Here is an 18,506-nt window from a genome sequence, read left to right as displayed (position 1 = left end):
ATCAGAGCCCGAGGACGTCGGCCATGCCATAGAGGCCCGGCGGCCGGTCGAAGGCCCATTGCGCTGCACGCACTGCGCCGCGGGCGAAGATCGCCCGATCCTCGGCGTGGTGGCTCAGGGTCAGGCGCTCGCCCGCGCCAGCGAAGACGACGCTGTGGTCGCCCACGACCGTGCCGCCGCGCAGGGTCGCGAAGCCGATGTCGCCCGGCCGGCGGGCCCCCGTATGCCCGTCTCGGGTCGAGACACGCGCGTCGGCCAGCGCCACCCCGCGTCCCTCCGCCGCCGCCTCGCCCAGCAACAGGGCGGTGCCGGAGGGCGCGTCGACCTTCATGCGATGATGCATCTCGACGATCTCGATGTCGAATTCCTCGCCCAAGGCCGCGGCGACCTTGCGCACGAGGCCGGCGAGGAGGTTGACGCCGAGGGACATGTTGCCCGACCTCACGATGCGGGCATGGTGGGCCGCCGCCGCGAGCTTGGCGAGATCCGCCTCCTCCATGCCGGTGGTGCCGACCACGTGGACGATTCGGGCCTGCGCGGCGAGTTCGGCGAAAAAGGTGGTGGCGGTGGGCGTCGTGAAGTCGAGAACACCCTCGGCGGCGGCGAAGACCGGCAGGGGATCGTCGGTGACGGCGACGCCGAGGGGCGCCAGACCGGCGAGCACCCCGGCATCCTGGCCGAGCACAGGGGCACCCTCGCGTTCGATGGCCCCCGAGAGGGTGCAGTCCTCGGCTTCCGCCACCGCGCGGATCAGCATCCGCCCCATGCGCCCACCGGCGCCGACCACCACGAGCCGCATCCCCGTGTCCTTCCCGAACGATTGGAGCCCTGCGGTACAGCCTCGGGCCAGACCTGCCAAGGCGCCCAGACCTGCCAAGGCGAAGGCCGCCGGGGCGGGCCGGCCTCGGCCTCAGCGGGGCGGCAACAGAGGCCCCAGCACGTCCGTGACGCCGTTCACGGTGATCTGCGTGCCCACGCAGAGAAGCAGGAAGGCGAAGAGCCGCCCGAGTACCCGAGCGCCGACGGGGCCGATCAGCGTCACCACCCGGTCGGCCGAGCCGTAGACGAACCGTACGATCACCGCGATGGCGAGGGCGGCGAGCGACATGCCGAGATAGAAGCCGATGCGGTCCGGCCCCGCCTCCGGACGATTGGAACCCAATGCGATGGCCACCGCGATGGTGCCGGGGCCGGTGGTGAACGGCAGGGTGAGGGGAAAGAACGCGAGTTCGGCGAGGTTGTCGGGCGTGCTGCCCTTCGCCTCGGCGTGCTTGCGGGCTTCGCGCGCCTCCGGAGCCGTCAGCAGGGTCCAGGCCGAAGCCGCCACCACGAGGCCGCCGGCAATGCGGAGTGCTGCCAGGGAGACTCCGAAGAAGTTGAGGATCGGCGCGCCTGCCCAGAGCGCCGAGAGCATGATCAGCGCCGCGTAGAACCCGATGCGCTTCGAGAGTTCCACCCGGTCGGCATGGGAGTTCTGTGCGGTGACCTGGGCGAAGATCAGCGCCGACCCAATGGGGTTCACGATGGAGAACAGGCTCGACAGGGCCAGCACGAAGCTCTGCAGCGTCGCCTCGGGAGCGAAGATGGACAGCATGGATCAACCGGGGGAGGGGGCCGGCACCAGGGCGCGGGCCGGGGCGAGGCGGGTCGCCCGCCGGACCCGCCGGACGGCGACGGGTCGATACAGCTGCTTGGTCGCGTCCACCACGTGCAGGCCGGCAAAGGGCAGCGACAGGCCAGTGCCGAGGCGCTCCCAGGCCCCGGCCGTGCGCAGCCAGACGCGGCTCTGCACCGGCGGCATGTACAGGGCCTCCGCCCAACCTTCGGGGGAGAACTGCGTCGTTCGCATCAGCCGCGCGAGCTGCGAGCGGCTGTAGGGTTGGCCGTGGCCGAAGGGCGTCGCGTCGCGCCGGGCCCAGACACCGCGGCGGTTGGGGACCACCAGGATCATCCGCCCCCCCGGCGTCAGCACCCGCCAGACGTCCTGGAGCAACTCGGTGGGACTCTCGACGGATTCGAGGGCGTGAACCAGGATCACCCGGTCGACGGCGGCTTCGGGCAGGGGCATCATCGTCGGGTCGGCCAGTGCCGAGCACGAGCGCCCGCTGCCGGGCCAGTTCACCACGCCTTGGGTCGCCGGCATGAAGGCGAGCGTCCGCTCGGCGATGACGTGGACGGGCCCGAGATAGGGCGTGGCGTAGCCGAGCCCGAGCACCCGCAGGCCCGAGACCGAGCCGAGAAAGCCATGGATCGCGCGGGCGACGATGCGGTGCGTCACCCCGCCCAAGGGGCTGGCGTAGAAGGCGCGCAGGTCGGTGACGTCGAGGCGCATGGGCGAGGGTCCGGCGCGGCCGGTGTGCTTGATTTGAGGGAACGGCAGCGCGCACCCGCATCAATGGGGTCCTGAGGCGACTCCGGCAACCCCGCCAAGCTCAATCCGCCAAGCTGAATGCGCCGAGCCCGATCCGCGAAGGCCGGCCGGGCATCCCGGCCGGAACCGGACCGCACCCGGCCCGGTTCCCCGCCGACATCGGACACCTCAGCCGAGGACAATGCCATGCCCGCTCCCCGACCGGACATCCGGACCTTCCTGTGCCGCAGCGACAACATCGGCGTGCTCCTGCATGACCCCGAGACGGGCGCCTGTGCAGCCATCGACGTGCCGGAAGCGGGCCCCGTGCTCGCCGCCCTCGATGAGGCGGGCTGGACCCTGACCGACATCCTCGTGACCCACCGGCACGCGGATCACATCGAGGGGATCGCCGAGGTGAAGCGGCGCACGGGCGCCCGGGTGACGGCTCCGGCCAAGGCAGGCGCAGCCGTGCCGGAGGTGGACGTCGCCGTATCCGAGGGCGATGTGGTGCGGGTCGGGGCGCTGTCGGCCGAGGTCTGGGAGACGCCCGGGCATTGCGCCGACCACGTCACGTACTGGTTCGAGGCGGCCGGCCTGGTGTTCGCCGGCGATACCCTGTTCACCCTGGGCTGCGGCCGGGTGATGGAGGCGGAGCCCAGCGTCCTGTGGCGCTCGCTCGCTCGCTTCGCCCGCCTGCCCGATGACACGCAGGTCTACAGCGGGCACGATTATGTCCTGTCCAACGCCGGATTCGCGCGGGCCGCCGATCCCGACAACGCGAAGCTGACGGCGCGGATGGTGGAGGCCGAACGTGCCAAAGCCGAAGGCCGCTTCCTGATTCCCACAACCCTGGGAGAGGAGCGGGCGACCAACCCGTTCCTGCGGGCAGGAGAGCCCGCCTTGGCCCATGCGGTCGATCTTGCACCCGGAACCGAGCCCGTACACGTCTTTACTGCATTGAGGGCCTGGAAGAATAAGTTCTGACCCGTTAAAGGGCTTGGCCAGTGTCTCGCACCTGCGAGACATCGGGGCTCGCGAATGTGCACGTCGTGGTGAGCGACGCTGGCGATTTGGTGAGGGGCCCCCGCTCCCTCTCGAACCGTGGTCGGTGTTCCCGAACGATGCAGCCTCCCGGCCCGCCCTTCGTGTTTGGGAAAGGTCTTGCCGCAGGTGACGCTCTCGAGGACGGCCTCCTCGACGACGTGCCCCGGAAGCCATCCTCCGATCGCTCCTCGGCCAGCCGAGCCGGTCGCTCCGTGCCGCGTACGGCACCGATCGCCGTCGATGCGCGCCTCCTGGCTGTCGCCACCGAGCACCTGCGCCGCCTCGGTCCGAAGCGGGTGACGGTGGTGGCCGTGGCGGCGGAGGCCGGGATGACCCATGCCAACGTCTACCGCTACTTCCCCTCGAAGGACGCGCTGCTCGACGCCGTCGCGGGCCGCTGGCTGCGCGACGTCGAGGCGGAACTCGCCCGCATCGCCGACGCGCCCGATCCCGCCGACGACAAGATCGAGCGGCTGCTCTCCGCACTGGCCTCGGCCCAGCGCCTGACCCTGGCCAATGAGCCGAACCTGTTCTCCGTCCATCTCGATGCGGCTGTCGGCGCGCGCCCCATCGCCCGGCGCCATCGAGTCCGTCTGCGCGGGCTCGTCGAGCGGGTGGTGGAGGAAGGCATGGCCACGGGTGCCTTCGTGGCACGGGATCGGGAGCGGGCCATCGCCTACATCTTCGACGCGAGCTACCGCTTCACCCATCCCCTGGCGATCCAACACGATGCGGATCTGCCGGCCGACCTGATCGAGGCGCGTCTCGGCGCCGTGATTCTCGCCATTCAGCGGGTCCTTCGAACGGGTGCGCTCTGAGCCTCCGTGACAGAACGTTTTTCCTGTCACCGAAGGAATCTTCCCGCACGGTGCGGGACTTCGAACTCCTAACGCCTTCGAACATCTGTGTTTTCGCCGATGCTCCCGAACTGCATTGTCGGGAACGTGTGGCCCGAACCCTGCAATGCCGATCCAGCATCGGTTGAAGCTCTGGGCCTTTTCCGCCACACACCGCCGCAGCGCACAGAACCCACACGAAGGCTTGGCGGTGCGATCCTGCCGCCGCAGGTCGGACCCCGTCACACAAGCGGAACACCGCCCACTTATCCCGATCACCGGAGGCTCGTTTTACCCATGGCACGCAGCAAGATCGCGCTCATCGGCGCCGGACAGATCGGTGGCACCCTCGCGCATCTGGCCGGGTTGAAGGAACTCGGCGACGTCGTCCTGTTCGACATCGTCGACGGCGTGCCTCAGGGCAAGGCCCTCGACATCGCCGAATCCGCCCCCGTCGACGGCTTCGATGCGGCCTACTCGGGCGCCAGCGATTATGCCGGCATCGCCGGGGCCGACGTGGTGATCGTCACCGCCGGCGTACCGCGTAAGCCCGGCATGAGCCGCGACGACCTCATCGGCATCAATCTCAAGGTGATGGAAGCCGTCGGCAACGGCATCAAGCAGCACGCGCCCGACGCCTTCGTGATCTGCATCACCAATCCCCTGGATGCCATGGTGTGGGCGCTCCAGAAGTTCTCGGGCCTTCCGACCCATAAGGTCGTGGGCATGGCCGGCGTTCTCGACTCCGCCCGCTTCCGCCACTTCCTCGCCGCCGAATTCAAGGTCTCCGTCGAGGACGTCACCGCCTTCGTGCTCGGGGGGCATGGCGACGACATGGTGCCGCTGGTGCGCTACTCCACCGTCGCCGGCGTGCCGCTGACCGACCTGGTCAAGCTCGGCTGGACGACCCAGGAGAAGCTCGACGCCATGGTCGAGCGCACCCGCAAGGGCGGCGGCGAGATCGTCAACCTGCTGAAGACCGGCTCGGCTTTCTACGCGCCCGCCGCGTCCGCCATCGCCATGGCCGAGAGCTACCTGCGCGACAAGCGCCGTGTCCTGCCCTGCGCCGCCTATCTCAACGGCGAGTACGGCATCAACGGCATGTATGTCGGCGTCCCCATCGTCATCGGCGCGAACGGCGTCGAGCGCATCCTCGAAGTTACGTTCAACGACGACGAGAAGGCGATGTTCGACAAGTCGGTCGGGGCCGTGAAGGGCCTCATCGAGGCGTGCAAGGGCATCAATCCGGCGCTCGCCTAACAACGCATAAGATTCGGCGGCGGGTCGTGCGATCGGCCCGCTCAAGCCGAGCTATAAGGAAACCGGGAGGCCCGGTCCGGCCGGGACGAGGGAGGAGTTTGGCATGAACATCCACGAATACCAGGCCAAAGCGGTTCTCAAGGAGTTCGGCCTGCCCGTCTCGCGCGGCGTGCCGATCTTCAAGGCCGAAGAGGCCGAGGCGGCGGCACGCGAACTCGGCGGCCCGGTCTGGGTGGTGAAATCGCAGATCCACGCAGGCGGCCGCGGCAAAGGCTCGTTCAAGGGCGCGCCCGCCGGCGCCAAGGGTGGCGTGCGCGTCACCAAGTCCCTCGACGAGGTGAAGCAGTTCGCGGGCGAGATGCTCGGCCAGACCCTGGTCACGATCCAGACCGGAGAGGCCGGCAAGCAGGTCAACCGCCTCTACATCGAGGAGGGCGCCCAGATCGAGGCGGAATTCTACCTCTCGATGCTGGTGGACCGCGAGACCGGCAAGGTCGCGTTCGTCGTCTCCACCGAGGGCGGCATGGACATCGAGACGGTGGCGCACGACACCCCGGAGAAGATCGTCACCTTCTCGGTCGATCCGGCCACCGGCGTGATGCCCCACCACGGCCGCCTCGTCGCCAAGACGCTCGGCCTGTCCGGGACCCAGGCCAAGGAAGCGGGCGACTTCACCACCAAGCTCTACGAGGCGTTCACCGCCAAGGACATGAGCATGCTGGAGATCAACCCCCTGGTGCTCACCGGCGACGGCCATCTCAAGTGCCTCGACGCCAAGATCTCCTTCGATTCGAACGCCCTCTACCGCCACCCCGACATCGTTGCGCTGCGCGATGAGACCGAGGAGGACGCCAAGGAGATCGAAGCCTCCAAGTACGATCTCGCCTACATCGCCCTCGACGGCACCATCGGCTGCATGGTCAACGGCGCCGGCCTCGCCATGGCGACCCTCGACATCATCAAGCTCTACGGCGAGGAGCCGGCGAACTTCCTCGATGTCGGCGGCGGCGCGAGTGAAGAAAAGGTCACGGCGGCGTTCAAGATCATCACCGCCGATCCGCAGGTGAAGGGCATCCTCGTCAACATCTTCGGCGGGATCATGAAGTGCGACGTGATCGCCAACGGCGTGATCGCGGCGGTGAAGGCGGTCGGCCTCGAAGTGCCCCTGGTGGTGCGCCTGGAAGGCACCAACGTCGAGAAGGGCAAGGAGATCATCCGGAATTCCGGCCTCAACGTGATCCCGGCCGACGACCTGGATGATGCCGCGCAGAAGATCGTCGCCGCCGTGAAGAAGGGCTGAGAGTACCCATGTCCATCCTGATCGACGCGAACACCAAGGTCATCTGCCAGGGCTTCACCGGCAAGAACGGGACCTTCCATTCCGAGCAGGCCATCGCCTACGGCACCAAGATGGTCGGCGGCACCAGCCCCGGTAAGGGCGGCTCGAAGCACCTCAACCTGCCGGTCTTCGACACGGTGGCGGAGGCGCGCGAGGCCACCGGCGCCGACGCTTCGGTCGTCTACGTGCCGCCGCCTGGCGCGGCCGACGCGATCTGCGAGGCGATCCAGGCCGAGATCCCGCTCATCGTCTGCATCACGGAAGGAATTCCCGTGCTCGACATGGTCCGCGTCAAGCGCGCCCTGGAAGGCTCGAAGTCTCGCCTCGTCGGCCCGAATTGCCCCGGTATCGTCACCGCCGGCGAATGCAAGATCGGCATCATGCCGGCCAACATCTTCAAGCCGGGTTCGGTGGGGATCGTCTCCCGCTCGGGCACGCTGACTTACGAGGCGGTGTTCCAGACCACCAACGCGGGGCTGGGCCAGACCACGGCCGTGGGCATCGGCGGCGACCCGGTGAAGGGCACGGAGTTCATCTCCATGCTCGAACTGTTCCTCGCCGACGACAGGACCGAGTCCATCGTGATGATCGGCGAGATCGGCGGCTCGGCGGAGGAGGAAGCGGCGCAATTCATCGCCGACGAGGCCAAGCGCGGCCGTAGGAAGCCCATGGTCGGCTTCATCGCCGGCCGCACGGCGCCCCCGGGCCGCCGCATGGGCCATGCGGGCGCGATCATCTCGGGTGGCAAGGGCGGCGCCGAGGACAAGATCGCCGCCATGGAGGCGGCCGGCATCCGGGTTTCGCCCTCGCCGGCCCGCCTTGGCAGCACCCTCGTCGAAGTCCTCAAGGGCTGACGCTTGCGGTGCGCGGGCCTGTGTTGCGCCGCATTCAGGCTCGGGCACCCATATGAGATCCGACGGGCGCGGCTCACCCTGCGTCCGACTTTCCAAATCCGATCCCCGGCGCCCGGCGCCGGATCGGGCGGCGGTCGCCCCGGATGGGGTGGCCTTGAGCCAAGCGGTAGGATGACCTGAACGATGGCACGCCAGGACGCGCTCGAAACCTCGTTCCTCTACGGCGGTAACGCCGCCTACATCGAGGAACTGCAGGCCGCTCATGCCCGCGATCCGAATTCGGTGGATCCCGCGTGGCAGGACTTCTTCCGCTCCCTCAACGAGGACAAGGGCGCCGCCGAGAAGAATGCCGCCGGCGCCTCGTGGCAAAAGCCGAACTGGCCGGTCCACGCCAACGGCGAGATCGTCTCGGCCCTCGACGGCAACTGGTCCACCGTCGAGAAGGCGATGGGCGATAAGATTCGCGCCAAGAGCGACACCGCCAAGGAGCCCGTCAAGGGCGTCGTTGTCGCCTCCGCTCCCGGCATCTCGGTCGAGCAGGCGACCAAGGATTCGGTCCGCGCGATCATGCTGATCCGCGCCTACCGCATGCGCGGCCACCTGCATGCGAAGCTCGACCCCCTCGGTCTCGCCCCGCGCGGCGACCACGAGGAACTGCACCCGCAGCATTACGGCTTCGAGGAGAAGGACTGGGACCGTCCGATCTTCCTCGACAACGTGCTCGGCCTCGAATTCTCGACGGTTCGCGAGATCGTCGAGATCCTCGAGCGCACCTACTGCCAGACGCTTGGCGTCGAGTTCATGCACATCTCCAATCCGGAGGAGAAGGCCTGGATTCAGGAGCGCATCGAGGGCAAGGGCAAGGAGATCACCTTCACCCCCGAGGGCAAGCGCGCGATCCTCAACAAGCTCATCGAGGCCGAAGGCTTCGAGAAGTTCCTCGACTTGAAGTACACCGGTACCAAGCGCTTCGGCCTCGACGGCTCCGAGGCCATGATCCCTGCGCTGGAGCAGATCATCAAGCGCGGCGGGGCGCTCGGCGCCCACGAGATCGTGCTGGGCATGGCCCATCGCGGCCGCCTCAACGTGCTCTCCAACGTGATGGCCAAGCCCTTCCGGGCGATCTTCAACGAGTTCAAGGGCGGCTCCGCCAATCCGGCCGAGGTCGAGGGCTCAGGCGATGTGAAGTACCATCTCGGTGCATCCTCGGACCGCGCCTTCGACGGCAACAACGTCCACCTGTCGCTCACCGCCAACCCGTCCCACCTCGAGATCGTCGATCCGGTGGTGCTAGGGAAGGTCCGCGCCAAGCAGGACCAGCGCGCCAACCCGCATGTCCACCGCACCAGCGTCGTTCCGCTGCTCATCCACGGCGACGCCGCCTTCGCCGGACAGGGTGTGGTCGCCGAGTGCCTGGGCCTGTCGGGCCTGAAGGGGCACCGTACGGGTGGGTCGATCCACTTCATCATCAACAACCAGATCGGCTTCACCACCGATCCGCGCTTCTCGCGGTCTTCGCCCTATCCGTCGGATGTCGCGAAGATGGTCGAGGCCCCGATCTTCCACTGCAACGGCGACGACCCCGAAGCCGTGACGTTCGCGGCCAAGATCGCCATCGAGTACCGGCAGAAGTTCGGCAAGCCCGTCGTCATCGACATGCTGTGCTATCGGCGCTTCGGCCACAACGAGGGCGACGAGCCGGCCTTCACCCAGCCGAAGATGTACCAGCGCATCCGCAAGCACCCGACGGCGCTGGAGACCTACGGCAAGAAGCTCGTCGCAGAGGGCGTCCTGTCCCAGGAGCAGCTCGACGGTCGCAAGGCGGAGTTCCGCGCGATCCTCGACGGTGAGCTCGAAGTCGCCAGCAACTACAAGGCCAACAAGGCCGATTGGCTCGATGGACGCTGGTCCGGCTTCAAGGCCGTGCGTGAGGATGTCGACGATCCGCGCCGGGGCAAGACCGGTGTGCCGACGGAGATCCTGCGCGAGATCGCCCAGCGCATCACCACGCCGCCACCCGGCTTCCACCTCCACCGCACCATCCAGCGTTTCTTCGACAACCGCGCCAAGGCGGTGGAGACCGGCCAAGGCATCGATTGGGCGACCGCGGAGGCACTCGCCTTCGGATCGCTGCTTCTGGAGGGGCACCGGGTCCGCCTCTCGGGCCAGGATGTCGAGCGCGGCACCTTCTCCCAGCGCCACGCCGTGGTGATCGATCAGGAGAACGAGCAACGCTACACGTCGCTCAACTCCATCCGCGAGGGGCAGGCCAGCCTCGAAGTGATCAACTCGATGCTGTCCGAAGAGGCGGTGCTCGGCTTCGAGTACGGCTACTCGGCGGCCGAGCCCAATGCCCTGGTGCTGTGGGAAGCGCAGTTCGGCGACTTCGCCAACGGCGCGCAGGTGGTCATCGACCAGTTCATCTCGAGCGGCGAGCGCAAGTGGCTGCGCATGTCCGGCCTGACCCTGCTGCTGCCGCACGGCTACGAGGGCCAGGGGCCGGAGCATTCCTCGGCGCGTCTGGAACGCTTCCTGCAGATGTGCGCCGAGGACAACATGCAGGTGGCCAACTGCACCACGCCGTCGAACTACTTCCACATCCTGCGGCGCCAGCTCAATCGCGAGTTCCGCAAGCCGCTGATCCTGATGACGCCGAAATCGCTCCTGCGTCACAAGCGGGCCGTGTCCGGCATCGACATGATGGCGGAGGGATCGAGCTTCCACCGCGTGCTGTGGGACGATGCCGAGCGCGAGGACGACGCCACCAAGCTCGTCAAGGACGACAAGATCCGTCGTGTCGTTCTGTGCTCGGGCAAGGTCTATTACGACCTCTACGACGAGCGCGAGAAGCGCGGCTTGAACGACGTCTACATCCTGCGGGTCGAGCAACTCTATCCGTTCCCCCTCAAGGCGTTGGCCGGCGAGATGTCCCGGTTCCGCAATGCCGAGGTGGTGTGGTGCCAGGAGGAGCCCAAGAACATGGGCCCCTGGGCCTTCGTCGAGCCCTACCTCGAATGGGTGCTCGGCCAGGCCCAGTCCTCGGTGAAGCGCGCGCGCTACGTCGGTCGGCCTGCTTCGGCCTCCACGGCGGTGGGCCTGCTTTCGAAGCATCAGGCGCAGCTCCAAGCCTTCCTCAACGAGGCGCTGGCGGTCTGACGCCGGTCCCTCGCAGCCCTTCCTGATCTGAGAGCGCCCGCCAACGGCGCCGTGACACCACCCGGACGGACAAACACCATGGCAACCGACATCCTCGTCCCGACGCTCGGCGAATCCGTCAGCGAGGCCACCATCGGCCGCTGGTTCAAGAAGCCGGGCGATACGGTGGCCGCCGACGAGCCCCTGGTGGAACTCGAGACCGACAAGGTCACCCTCGAAGTCAACGCACCGGCGGCCGGTGAACTCGGCGAGATCCTGGTCAAGGACGGCGAGACCGTGGAGCCGGGCGCCCTGCTGGGCTCCATCGTCGAGGCCACCGGCGGTGCCAAGGCAGCGGCTCCGAAGAAGACCGAGCAGAAGGCCGAGACCCGCTCCGAGGCGCCCGCCGAGGACAAGGGCGAGCAGAAGCCCGCCGAGGCCCCGGCCGAGAGTTCGTCGGCCGGTTACGGCAATCACGGTGACGGTGCCCCGGCCCAGGCTCGCGAATCCGGCGACAACGGCCCGGCGGTCTCCAAGATGGCCCGGGAATCCGGCATCGATCCCGCGACCCTGAACGGCTCGGGCAAGGATGGCCGCGTGACCAAGGGTGATATGCTGGAGGCCAAGGCGAAGGGGCCGTCAGCACCGGCGGCGGCCCCCGCCCGGGAGGCCAAGCCCACCGCCCCGCGCGTCCCGTCGAAGCCCGACGATGCGGCCCGCGAAGAGCGCGTGCGCATGACCAAGCTGCGCCAGACCATCGCCCGCCGTCTCAAGGACGCGCAGGACACGGCCGCGATGCTGACGACGTTCAACGACGTCGACATGTCCGCCGTGATGGCCATGCGCAGCCAGTACAAGGACATCTTCGAGAAGAAGCACGGCACCAAGCTCGGCTTCATGGGCTTCTTCACCAAGGCGGTGATCGGCGCGCTCAAAGACGTACCGGCGGTCAATGCCGAGATCGACGGGCAGGACCTCGTCTACAAGAACTATTACCACATCGGCATCGCGGTCGGCACCGATAAGGGCCTCGTCGTGCCGGTGGTGCGCAACGCCGACGACCTCTCCATCGCGGGCATCGAGAAGACCATTTCCGGCTTCGGCAAGAAGGCCCGCGACGGCAAGCTCTCCATCGAAGAGATGCAGGGCGGCACCTTCACCATCACCAACGGGGGCATCTACGGCTCGCTGATGTCGACCCCGATCCTCAACGCGCCACAATCGGGCATCCTCGGCATGCATCGCATTGAAGAGCGACCGGTGGTCCGGAACGGGAAGATCGAAGCCCGGCCGATGATGTACCTCGCCCTGTCCTACGATCACCGCATCGTCGACGGGAAGGAAGCCGTGACCTTCCTCGTGCGCGTCAAGGAGGCGCTTGAGGATCCGGCACGCCTCGTGCTCGACCTCTAAGGCCCGGCAGCTAACCGTCCGCCGGCCGCGATCCACGCGGCCGGACGCTTCCGCGCGCTTCGTATCCGATGGTGGGGCATGACCCGCCGCCCACTTCAGCGAGTCAGAATCCCATGTCCTACGATCTCGTCGTCATCGGCACCGGTCCCGGCGGCTATGTCTGCGCCATTCGGGCGGCTCAGCTCGGCCTCAAGACCGCCGTGGTGGAGAAGCGGGCAACCCATGGCGGCACCTGCCTCAACGTCGGCTGCATCCCATCGAAGGCCCTGCTCCATGCTTCGGAGGCCTTCGAGGAGGCGGGCAAGCACTTCGCCGACATGGGCGTGATCGTCAGCGCGCCGCAGCTCGACCTCGCCAAGATGATGACGTTCAAGCAGGACGGCGTCGACGGCAACACCAAGGGCGTCGAGTTCCTGCTGAAGAAGAACGGCATCGACGCGTATCGGGGCACCGCGCGCCTAGCGGGTGCGGGCCGCGTCGAGGTGTTGTCCGAGGATGGCGGCAACCAGCTTCTCGAGACGAAGAACGTCGTCATCGCGACGGGTTCGGACGTCACCAAGCTCCCCGGGGTCACCATCGACGAAACCATCGTCGTCTCCTCCACCGGCGCGCTTGCCCTGGAGAAGGTGCCGGGCAAGCTTCTCATCATCGGGGCCGGCGTCATCGGCCTCGAGCTCGGCTCGGTCTGGCGCCGCCTCGGCTCCGAGGTCACGGTGGTCGAGTATCTCGACCGTATCCTGCCGGGCATGGATGGCGAGGTCGGCAAGCAGTTCCAGCGCATCCTCGGCAAGCAGGGCGTACAGTTCAAACTCTCGTCCAAGGTCACGGGCGTCGAAGTGGCGGATGGCGCCGCCACCGTCACGGTGGAGCCCGCCGCCGGCGGCGAGGCCGAAACGCTTCAGGCCGACGTGGTGCTCGTGGCTATCGGCCGCGTACCCTACACCGAAGGCCTCGGCCTGGAGACGGTGGGGGTCGGCCTCGACAACAAGGGCCGCATCCAGACGGACAGCCACTACGCCACCAACGTCACGGGCATCTATGCCATCGGCGACGTGATCAGCGGGCCGATGCTGGCCCACAAGGCGGAGGACGAAGGGGTCGCCGTGGCCGAGCTCCTGGCCGGCCAGTCGGGCCACGTGAATTACGGCGTGATCCCGAACGTGGTCTACACCTATCCGGAGGTCGCTTCGGTCGGAAAGACCGAGGAAGAGTTGAAGAAGGACGGCATCGCCTACAACACCGGGAAATTCCCCTTCACCGCCAACGGCCGCGCCAAGGTGAACCATACCACGGACGGCTTCGTGAAGATCCTGGCCGACGCCACCACCGACCGGGTGCTCGGCGTGCATATCGTCGGTGCGGATGCGGGCAATCTCATCGCAGAAGTCGCTGTGGCGATGGAATTCGGCGCCTCCGCCGAGGATGTCGCTCGCACCTGTCACGCCCATCCGACCCTGACGGAAGCCGTCAAGGAGGCCGCCTTGGCAGTCGCCAAGCGCGCGATCCACATCTGAAAGCGACGCGGCGGTCTCGCTGCCCGCGAGCCCGCCTCGCTCAGGTTTCCGTCGGGACCAACGGCGGAAGGCGCGACAGATGCAGCGCGATGACGAGCGCCAGTCCGTAGAGGGCTGCGAAAAACGCGACCACGCCGACCCAGCCCGAATGCGCGAAGAACCAGCCCCCTGCCGTGCCGAGCACCGACGAGCCGAGGTAGTAGAGGCATAGGTAGATCGAAGAAGCCTGGGCGCGGTCCTGGAGGGCCCGGCGGCCGATCCAGCTGCTGGCGACGGAATGGGCGCCGAAGAAGCTCACCGTGACGACGACGATGCCCAAGATGATGAGCCAGAGGCGGTCCGAAAGGGTCAGGGCGATGCCGGCCAGGCCCAGCAGGATGGCGAGCCAGAGGACCTTGCGTCGGCCGAGTCGGCTTGCGATCTCACCGGTCGCTGCCGAGGAGAAGGTTCCGAACAGGTAGACGACGAAGATCGCCCCGATGGCGGTCTGGCTCAGGTCGAACGGCGGGTCGAGCAGCCGAAAGCCGATGTAATTGTAGACGCTCACGAATCCGCCCATGAGCAGGAACGCCTCGGCGAACAGCCATGGCAGGCCGGGATCGCGGAAATGCTGGCCGAAGGTGCCGGGCACTTCGCGCCACCGCATCCGGTTGGCTCGAAAACGCCGCGAGTCCGGCAGGCTCATGAGAAACGCGATCGCCGCGACCAGAGCCAAAACGCCGATGGTGCCGAGCCCCCAGCGCCACGACGCATGATCGGCGATGATGCCGGCGACCAGCCGGCCGATCATTCCCCCGAGGGCATTGCCTCCGATGAGAAGGCCCATGGATAGGCCGATGGCGCGTCCGTGCATCTCTTCGCTCAAATAAGCCATGGCCACGGCCGGCAGACCGCTCGCGGCCAACCCCGTCAGGGCACGGAGAGCGAGGAAGCCGTGCCAACTCGGCACCATGACCGCGACGATGGTGAGGATCGCCGACGCAAACAGGGACGCGACCATGACGGGCTTGCGTCCCCACACCTCGGAGAGGGGACTCACCACGAGCAGCGCGAGGGCGAGGGTGGCGCAGGGAAGCGACAGGGCCAGGCTGCTCTCGGCCGGCGAGACGTGAAATTGATCGGCAAAGACCGGCAGCAGCGGTTGCACGCCGTAGAGCACCGCGAAGGTGGAGAACCCTGCTGCCGCGAGCGCCAGGGTGGTGCGCCGGAAAGCCGGCGTACCGGCCTCGATCAAGCGAGGCGTTGCCTCGTCCATGTCGGCTCCTATGGGAGGCGATGGTCTGCGGTGCTGCGGCGCGACGAACGGAGCCGACGCTATCCGAAGACGACCGCGCCGGACGATGCCCGGCATGTGGGGGAGGAACAGTACACGCGCACTTCCGTGAAGGCGAAGGTCGGGGAGAGACGGGCCGTGCCAGGGATGACACGGCCCGTCGGATCGTCACCGCGGCGGCGTGCCGCCGCCGGCCTGCTGCTGGATCAGCGGGGTGATCCGCCGCACGGTGACCCGGCGGTTCTCGCGGGACGGCCCCTGTGTGTTCACCTTGAGCGCCTGTTCGCCGTAGCCCTGGGTCGTGAGGTTTTCGGGCGGAACCTGGAAGTTCTGAGTCAGGACCGTCGCCACCGACTGCGCCCGCCGATCCGACAAGGACAGGTTGTCGACATCGGAGCCCACCGCGTCGGTGTAGCCCTCCACGAGGAAAACTTCCTGCGGATTGGCCCGGATGGCCTGGTTCATCGCCGCCGCGATGGTCGCGAGGCGCGACGCCTGATCCGGCGTCACGGTGAACGAGCCGGTCTCGAAGGTGATGGTGTCGATGTCCACGCTGCGCATACGGGCCCGCAACTGCGGACTGTAGCGTACCTGATCGAGGGTATAGCGCCGGTCCAGGGGCACGACCGGCGGGGCCGAGAGGGCTTCATAGACACTGCGCTCGTCGGCTCCCTCGTAATCCACGACGTAGCGCTCGCGCGGAATGCGGATATCGGGCGGAGGCAGATCGACGACATCCTCGTAGATCGGGCGTCGCGGACCGCTGAAGCTGTTGTCGATGATCACGACCTCTCGACCATCACGGAACCGGCGTGAGCGCCGCACGAGACGGCCGTCGTCGTCGACGATGGTGACGATCTGTGCGCCGTCCGGTCGATCGAGATAGGTGACAGTGTCGCCGCCGCGGCGCTCGCTGCGGTAGCCGCCGCGGCCCAGATCGCGGAACCGCTCGTTCTCATCGTGGCGGATGAAGGTGCGGTCGCGATCGCGCACGATGATGCGACCGGGCTCGCGGATGTAGGTCCGGCCATCCTCCTGAAATTCACGCCGGTCGCGGCGGACACGGTCGAAGTCGCGAGTCTCATCGTCGTCGCGGAAGCCACCCGGAATGTAGCCGGGGCGACCCGGCGCGTTGAAGCCCTGGCGCGGACCGCCGCGCTCGAACGCATCGCGTCGCTCGCGATCCTGGCGATCATCATCGACACCGCTCCGGCGGTCGCCTCCGCGCAAACCGTCGTCGCGCAGCCCCGGCTGGTCGCCACGGTCACGGGGATTGCTCTGGTCCCGGGCCGCATCCGGACCGCGCGGGCCACGGGGGGCAATCCGATCCGGCGCCGTATCCTGCCCGCGTTCGTTCGAACGCCCGGTACCGGTCGGCTCGTCTCGACCCTCGGCACCCGGCGCACCGGGAGGCGTGAAGGGACGTCCGGGAACGCCCGGCCTGGCATTGGGCGCGACTTGAGGCGCCGTCTGGGGAGCGCCCTGTGGTGCGACCTGCGGAGAAGGTGAAACCGGCTGAGGCGCCCCCGGTGCAGCCGCGGGTGGTGTGGCCGGCTGCCCAGGCCGTGCGGGCTGCGTCGGAGCGGTCGGCTGGGCCGGATTCAGCGACGGCTGCCGCTCGGCCGGACCGGTGTCCTGTCCACGTCGTCCGGGCGCGTCTGGACGGACTGGCTCGGCACCGGGTGTCCGGCGTTCTGGCTCCGCGCCCCGGACCGGGGCCTGCTCCGACGGCCGTGTCGGGTCAGGTGTACGATCGCGTTGTGCCGGCGAAGTGGGTCGCTCGGTCGGTCCGCGTTGATCCGGACGACGGTCCTGTCGCTCAGGGCTTTCCTGTCGATCGGGGCGCCCCTGCCGGTCGGGCCGCTCCTGACGTTCCGGACGGGCCGGCCGCTCCTGCGGGTCGGGCCGCTCTTGTCTTTCGGGTCTCTCCTGCCGGTCAGGCCTGTCCTGGCGGTCGGGCCGCTCCTGTCGAGGTGCCGGGCGCTCGGCCGGGGTCTGGTCCTCACGCGGGGCAGAGCGCTCAGGCCTCTCCTGACGCGGCTCGGGCCGCTCCTGGCGCGGCGCCGGTCTCTCCTGACGGTCTGGCCGCTCCGGCCTGTCTTGGCGCTCTCCACGGGGTTCGGACCGTTCCCGGCTCGGGGATGGGCCGCCACGCTGTCCCTCGCTGTCGGGTCCGCCTTGCGCGACCTGCATCTTTCCCATCCCCGCCGGATCCGCCCAGGAAGGGCCGGACAGCGCCAGAGTCGGCAGGATCGTACCGGTGAGAAGGAGCAGGCGGATGATCCGCATCGAAGGCACTCACGGCTGTGGATGAGGCCTTCGGAACAGAGTGGGGCCAGGATGGTTCCCGTTCGGAACGATACCGCGAACCCGCCAGGGCCACCGGCAGCCTGCGTCAGGGCGTCGTCACGCGGCCCTGCCCCTGCCCCGGGAACAGGTTCGGTGCGATGATCCGGACGGCTTGGCGCTCCTCGCCGGCGACTGGGGCCGCGGGTTCCGTGGGAGCACCGGTCTCGTTGGTCACGAGGCCCGTGCGGGTGGCTGCGTCGGCCGCCAAGCCCGCCGCCGTCTTGTCGGCCCGCCCGACCAGGGTCAGACGAACCTTGGGCCGCGACAGGGCCTCGGCCTGCATGGGTGTGACGAAGATGTCGCCCTTGTGCCGCACCAGCATGCTCTCGGCCTTCACGAGCGATTGCGCCCAGCTCTGGCCCTCGCGCTTGCACGAGCAGTTCGGGGTGAAGGTCGTGCGGAACTTGAAGGCGTTGGCGAGCGAGACGTAGGCCTTCGCGCCCCGCAGCGTCGCGGCGTGTTTCAGGGCGTCGTCGCCGTGCGGCATCGAGTAGGCCACGGCCTCGGCGCCGGGGCATAGGGCCTGGCACAGGTCGTCGGCGCCTTCGCGCCCGTCGGGCAGGTTGGCCATGGGGAAATAGGCGCCGTCGCAGGTGCGGACGCAGACAACCTGGGCTCCGCCCCGGGCGCGTTGCTCGCGCGGCGTTCCATCCAACGCATTGAGCGCCACGCGGCTCGCCGTATCCGTGCAGGCGGAGGCCACGGCCGCCGTGAGCTGCCGGCGGCGCGCGGCCGTGACTTCACCGTTCTCGGCGCCGTAACCCGCATTGAGCGCGCGGATGCGCTGCTCCACGGCTCCGCATTGCGGCGGTCGCGAATCGAAGAACAGGAACCGGCCGCCCTCGCAATTCAAGGTGCGATAATAGGCATTCAGCCGCCCGATCTCGTTCTGGAGCGCGCGCGCCGTGTTCGCTCCGTCGCTCAGGTTGGCGAGCTCCGAACGGTAGCGCAGGCAGGCGTCGGAGGCTTGCACCTGCGCCGTCCCCACCGTCCCGAGGGCGACGAGGGTCATGGCGAGCGCCCGGACGAGCGTGCGGATCTGCGGAAGGATCAGCGGCATGGCCTGACAGGATCGGGAGTGGAACCTTGCCGCCGACGGGAATCGGAGCGGCGGCGAAGCGGAAGTTTTGTACTCG

15 protein-coding genes are annotated in these 18,506 nt (G+C 68.1%); 9 read left to right on the top strand and 6 right to left on the bottom strand.

What is annotated here, in order from left to right:
• Position 1 precedes the first annotated feature (1 nt).
• The 3 genes from dapB to ASF27_RS12780 all read right to left on the bottom strand — a co-directional run bounded on the left by dapB (position 2) and on the right by ASF27_RS12780 (position 2,332).
• Positions 2 to 799 (bottom strand): 4-hydroxy-tetrahydrodipicolinate reductase, encoded by a 798-nt coding sequence (gene dapB, locus ASF27_RS12790; protein WP_056303750.1) that lies wholly within the window; start codon positions 797 to 799, stop codon positions 2 to 4.
• A gap of 111 nt (positions 800 to 910) precedes the next feature.
• Positions 911 to 1,594, bottom strand: coding sequence for a MarC family protein (locus tag ASF27_RS12785; RefSeq protein ID WP_056176332.1), 684 nt, complete (start codon positions 1,592 to 1,594; stop codon positions 911 to 913).
• Between the two features lie 3 nt (positions 1,595 to 1,597).
• On the bottom strand, positions 1,598 to 2,332 hold the full coding sequence (locus ASF27_RS12780) for a methyltransferase domain-containing protein (RefSeq protein ID WP_056176335.1): 735 nt from the start codon (positions 2,330 to 2,332) through the stop codon (positions 1,598 to 1,600).
• A 225-nt stretch (positions 2,333 to 2,557) separates the two neighbouring features.
• On the opposite strand from ASF27_RS12780, the gene gloB reads away from it, so the two are divergent.
• The 8 genes from gloB (at position 2,558) to lpdA (ending at position 13,748) form a co-directional block, all read left to right on the top strand.
• Positions 2,558 to 3,337, top strand: a complete 780-nt coding sequence (gene gloB / locus ASF27_RS12775) for a hydroxyacylglutathione hydrolase (RefSeq protein WP_056360620.1) — start codon at positions 2,558 to 2,560, stop codon at positions 3,335 to 3,337.
• Positions 3,338 to 3,609: 272 nt separating this feature from the next.
• The gene (locus ASF27_RS12770; protein ID WP_244472908.1) at positions 3,610 to 4,215 is read left to right on the top strand and encodes a TetR family transcriptional regulator; all 606 of its coding nucleotides are present in this window, start codon (positions 3,610 to 3,612) and stop codon (positions 4,213 to 4,215) included.
• Between the two features lie 315 nt (positions 4,216 to 4,530).
• Positions 4,531 to 5,493 carry a malate dehydrogenase gene (mdh, locus tag ASF27_RS12765; protein WP_056360618.1) on the top strand — a complete coding sequence of 321 codons (963 nt, stop codon included), beginning with the start codon at positions 4,531 to 4,533 and terminating at the stop codon, positions 5,491 to 5,493.
• A gap of 103 nt (positions 5,494 to 5,596) precedes the next feature.
• Positions 5,597 to 6,793 (top strand): ADP-forming succinate--CoA ligase subunit beta, encoded by a 1,197-nt coding sequence (gene sucC / locus ASF27_RS12760; RefSeq protein WP_056360615.1) that lies wholly within the window; start codon positions 5,597 to 5,599, stop codon positions 6,791 to 6,793.
• An 8-nt stretch (positions 6,794 to 6,801) separates the two neighbouring features.
• The gene (sucD, locus tag ASF27_RS12755) at positions 6,802 to 7,686 is read left to right on the top strand and encodes a succinate--CoA ligase subunit alpha (protein ID WP_056176345.1); all 885 of its coding nucleotides are present in this window, start codon (positions 6,802 to 6,804) and stop codon (positions 7,684 to 7,686) included.
• Between the two features lie 183 nt (positions 7,687 to 7,869).
• The gene (locus ASF27_RS12750; protein WP_056266531.1) at positions 7,870 to 10,842 is read left to right on the top strand and encodes a 2-oxoglutarate dehydrogenase E1 component; all 2,973 of its coding nucleotides are present in this window, start codon (positions 7,870 to 7,872) and stop codon (positions 10,840 to 10,842) included.
• A gap of 78 nt (positions 10,843 to 10,920) precedes the next feature.
• The gene (gene odhB, locus ASF27_RS12745) at positions 10,921 to 12,234 is read left to right on the top strand and encodes a 2-oxoglutarate dehydrogenase complex dihydrolipoyllysine-residue succinyltransferase (protein WP_056176352.1); all 1,314 of its coding nucleotides are present in this window, start codon (positions 10,921 to 10,923) and stop codon (positions 12,232 to 12,234) included.
• Positions 12,235 to 12,347: 113 nt separating this feature from the next.
• Entirely contained in the window at positions 12,348 to 13,748 is a 1,401-nt protein-coding gene (gene lpdA / locus ASF27_RS12740) for a dihydrolipoyl dehydrogenase (protein ID WP_056176355.1), read from the top strand.
• A 40-nt stretch (positions 13,749 to 13,788) separates the two neighbouring features.
• On the opposite strand, the gene ASF27_RS12735 is transcribed toward lpdA, so the two are convergent.
• Both ASF27_RS12735 and ASF27_RS23485 read right to left on the bottom strand, forming a co-directional pair.
• Positions 13,789 to 15,003: an MFS transporter gene (locus ASF27_RS12735; protein WP_056360612.1), complete on the bottom strand. Its 1,215-nt coding sequence runs from the start codon at positions 15,001 to 15,003 to the stop codon at positions 13,789 to 13,791.
• Positions 15,004 to 15,189: 186 nt separating this feature from the next.
• Positions 15,190 to 16,014: an OmpA family protein gene (locus ASF27_RS23485; RefSeq protein WP_338011720.1), complete on the bottom strand. Its 825-nt coding sequence runs from the start codon at positions 16,012 to 16,014 to the stop codon at positions 15,190 to 15,192.
• On the opposite strand from ASF27_RS23485, the gene ASF27_RS23480 reads away from it, so the two are divergent.
• A complete protein-coding gene (locus ASF27_RS23480; RefSeq protein WP_347379636.1) occupies positions 15,982 to 16,530 on the top strand; it encodes a hypothetical protein in 549 nt (182 codons plus the stop codon). The two genes, ASF27_RS23485 and ASF27_RS23480, sit on opposite strands and share 33 nt — an antisense overlap.
• Before the next feature lie 886 nt (positions 16,531 to 17,416).
• Here the strand turns inward: ASF27_RS23480 and ASF27_RS12725 are convergent.
• The gene (locus ASF27_RS12725; protein ID WP_056303762.1) at positions 17,417 to 18,430 is read right to left on the bottom strand and encodes a DUF2865 domain-containing protein; all 1,014 of its coding nucleotides are present in this window, start codon (positions 18,428 to 18,430) and stop codon (positions 17,417 to 17,419) included.
• Between the last annotated feature and the right edge of the window lie 76 nt (positions 18,431 to 18,506).

It is taken from the genome of Methylobacterium sp. Leaf102 (genome assembly GCF_001422425.1).
GTDB lineage: Bacteria > Pseudomonadota > Alphaproteobacteria > Rhizobiales > Beijerinckiaceae > Methylobacterium.
This window is presented reverse-complemented; position numbering and strand designations above follow the sequence as displayed.

Coding starts and splice junctions, on each gene's coding strand:
- gloB (WP_056360620.1), top strand. CDS start 2,558: ATGCCCGCTCCCCGACCGGACATCCGGACCTTCCTGTGCCGCAGCGAC.
- ASF27_RS12785 (WP_056176332.1), bottom strand. CDS start 1,594: ATGCTGTCCATCTTCGCTCCCGAGGCGACGCTGCAGAGCTTCGTGCTG.
- ASF27_RS12780 (WP_056176335.1), bottom strand. CDS start 2,332: ATGCGCCTCGACGTCACCGACCTGCGCGCCTTCTACGCCAGCCCCTTG.
- ASF27_RS12750 (WP_056266531.1), top strand. CDS start 7,870: ATGGCACGCCAGGACGCGCTCGAAACCTCGTTCCTCTACGGCGGTAAC.
- lpdA (WP_056176355.1), top strand. CDS start 12,348: ATGTCCTACGATCTCGTCGTCATCGGCACCGGTCCCGGCGGCTATGTC.
- ASF27_RS12735 (WP_056360612.1), bottom strand. CDS start 15,003: ATGGACGAGGCAACGCCTCGCTTGATCGAGGCCGGTACGCCGGCTTTC.
- sucC (WP_056360615.1), top strand. CDS start 5,597: ATGAACATCCACGAATACCAGGCCAAAGCGGTTCTCAAGGAGTTCGGC.
- ASF27_RS12725 (WP_056303762.1), bottom strand. CDS start 18,430: ATGCCGCTGATCCTTCCGCAGATCCGCACGCTCGTCCGGGCGCTCGCC.
- dapB (WP_056303750.1), bottom strand. CDS start 799: ATGCGGCTCGTGGTGGTCGGCGCCGGTGGGCGCATGGGGCGGATGCTG.
- sucD (WP_056176345.1), top strand. CDS start 6,802: ATGTCCATCCTGATCGACGCGAACACCAAGGTCATCTGCCAGGGCTTC.
- mdh (WP_056360618.1), top strand. CDS start 4,531: ATGGCACGCAGCAAGATCGCGCTCATCGGCGCCGGACAGATCGGTGGC.
- odhB (WP_056176352.1), top strand. CDS start 10,921: ATGGCAACCGACATCCTCGTCCCGACGCTCGGCGAATCCGTCAGCGAG.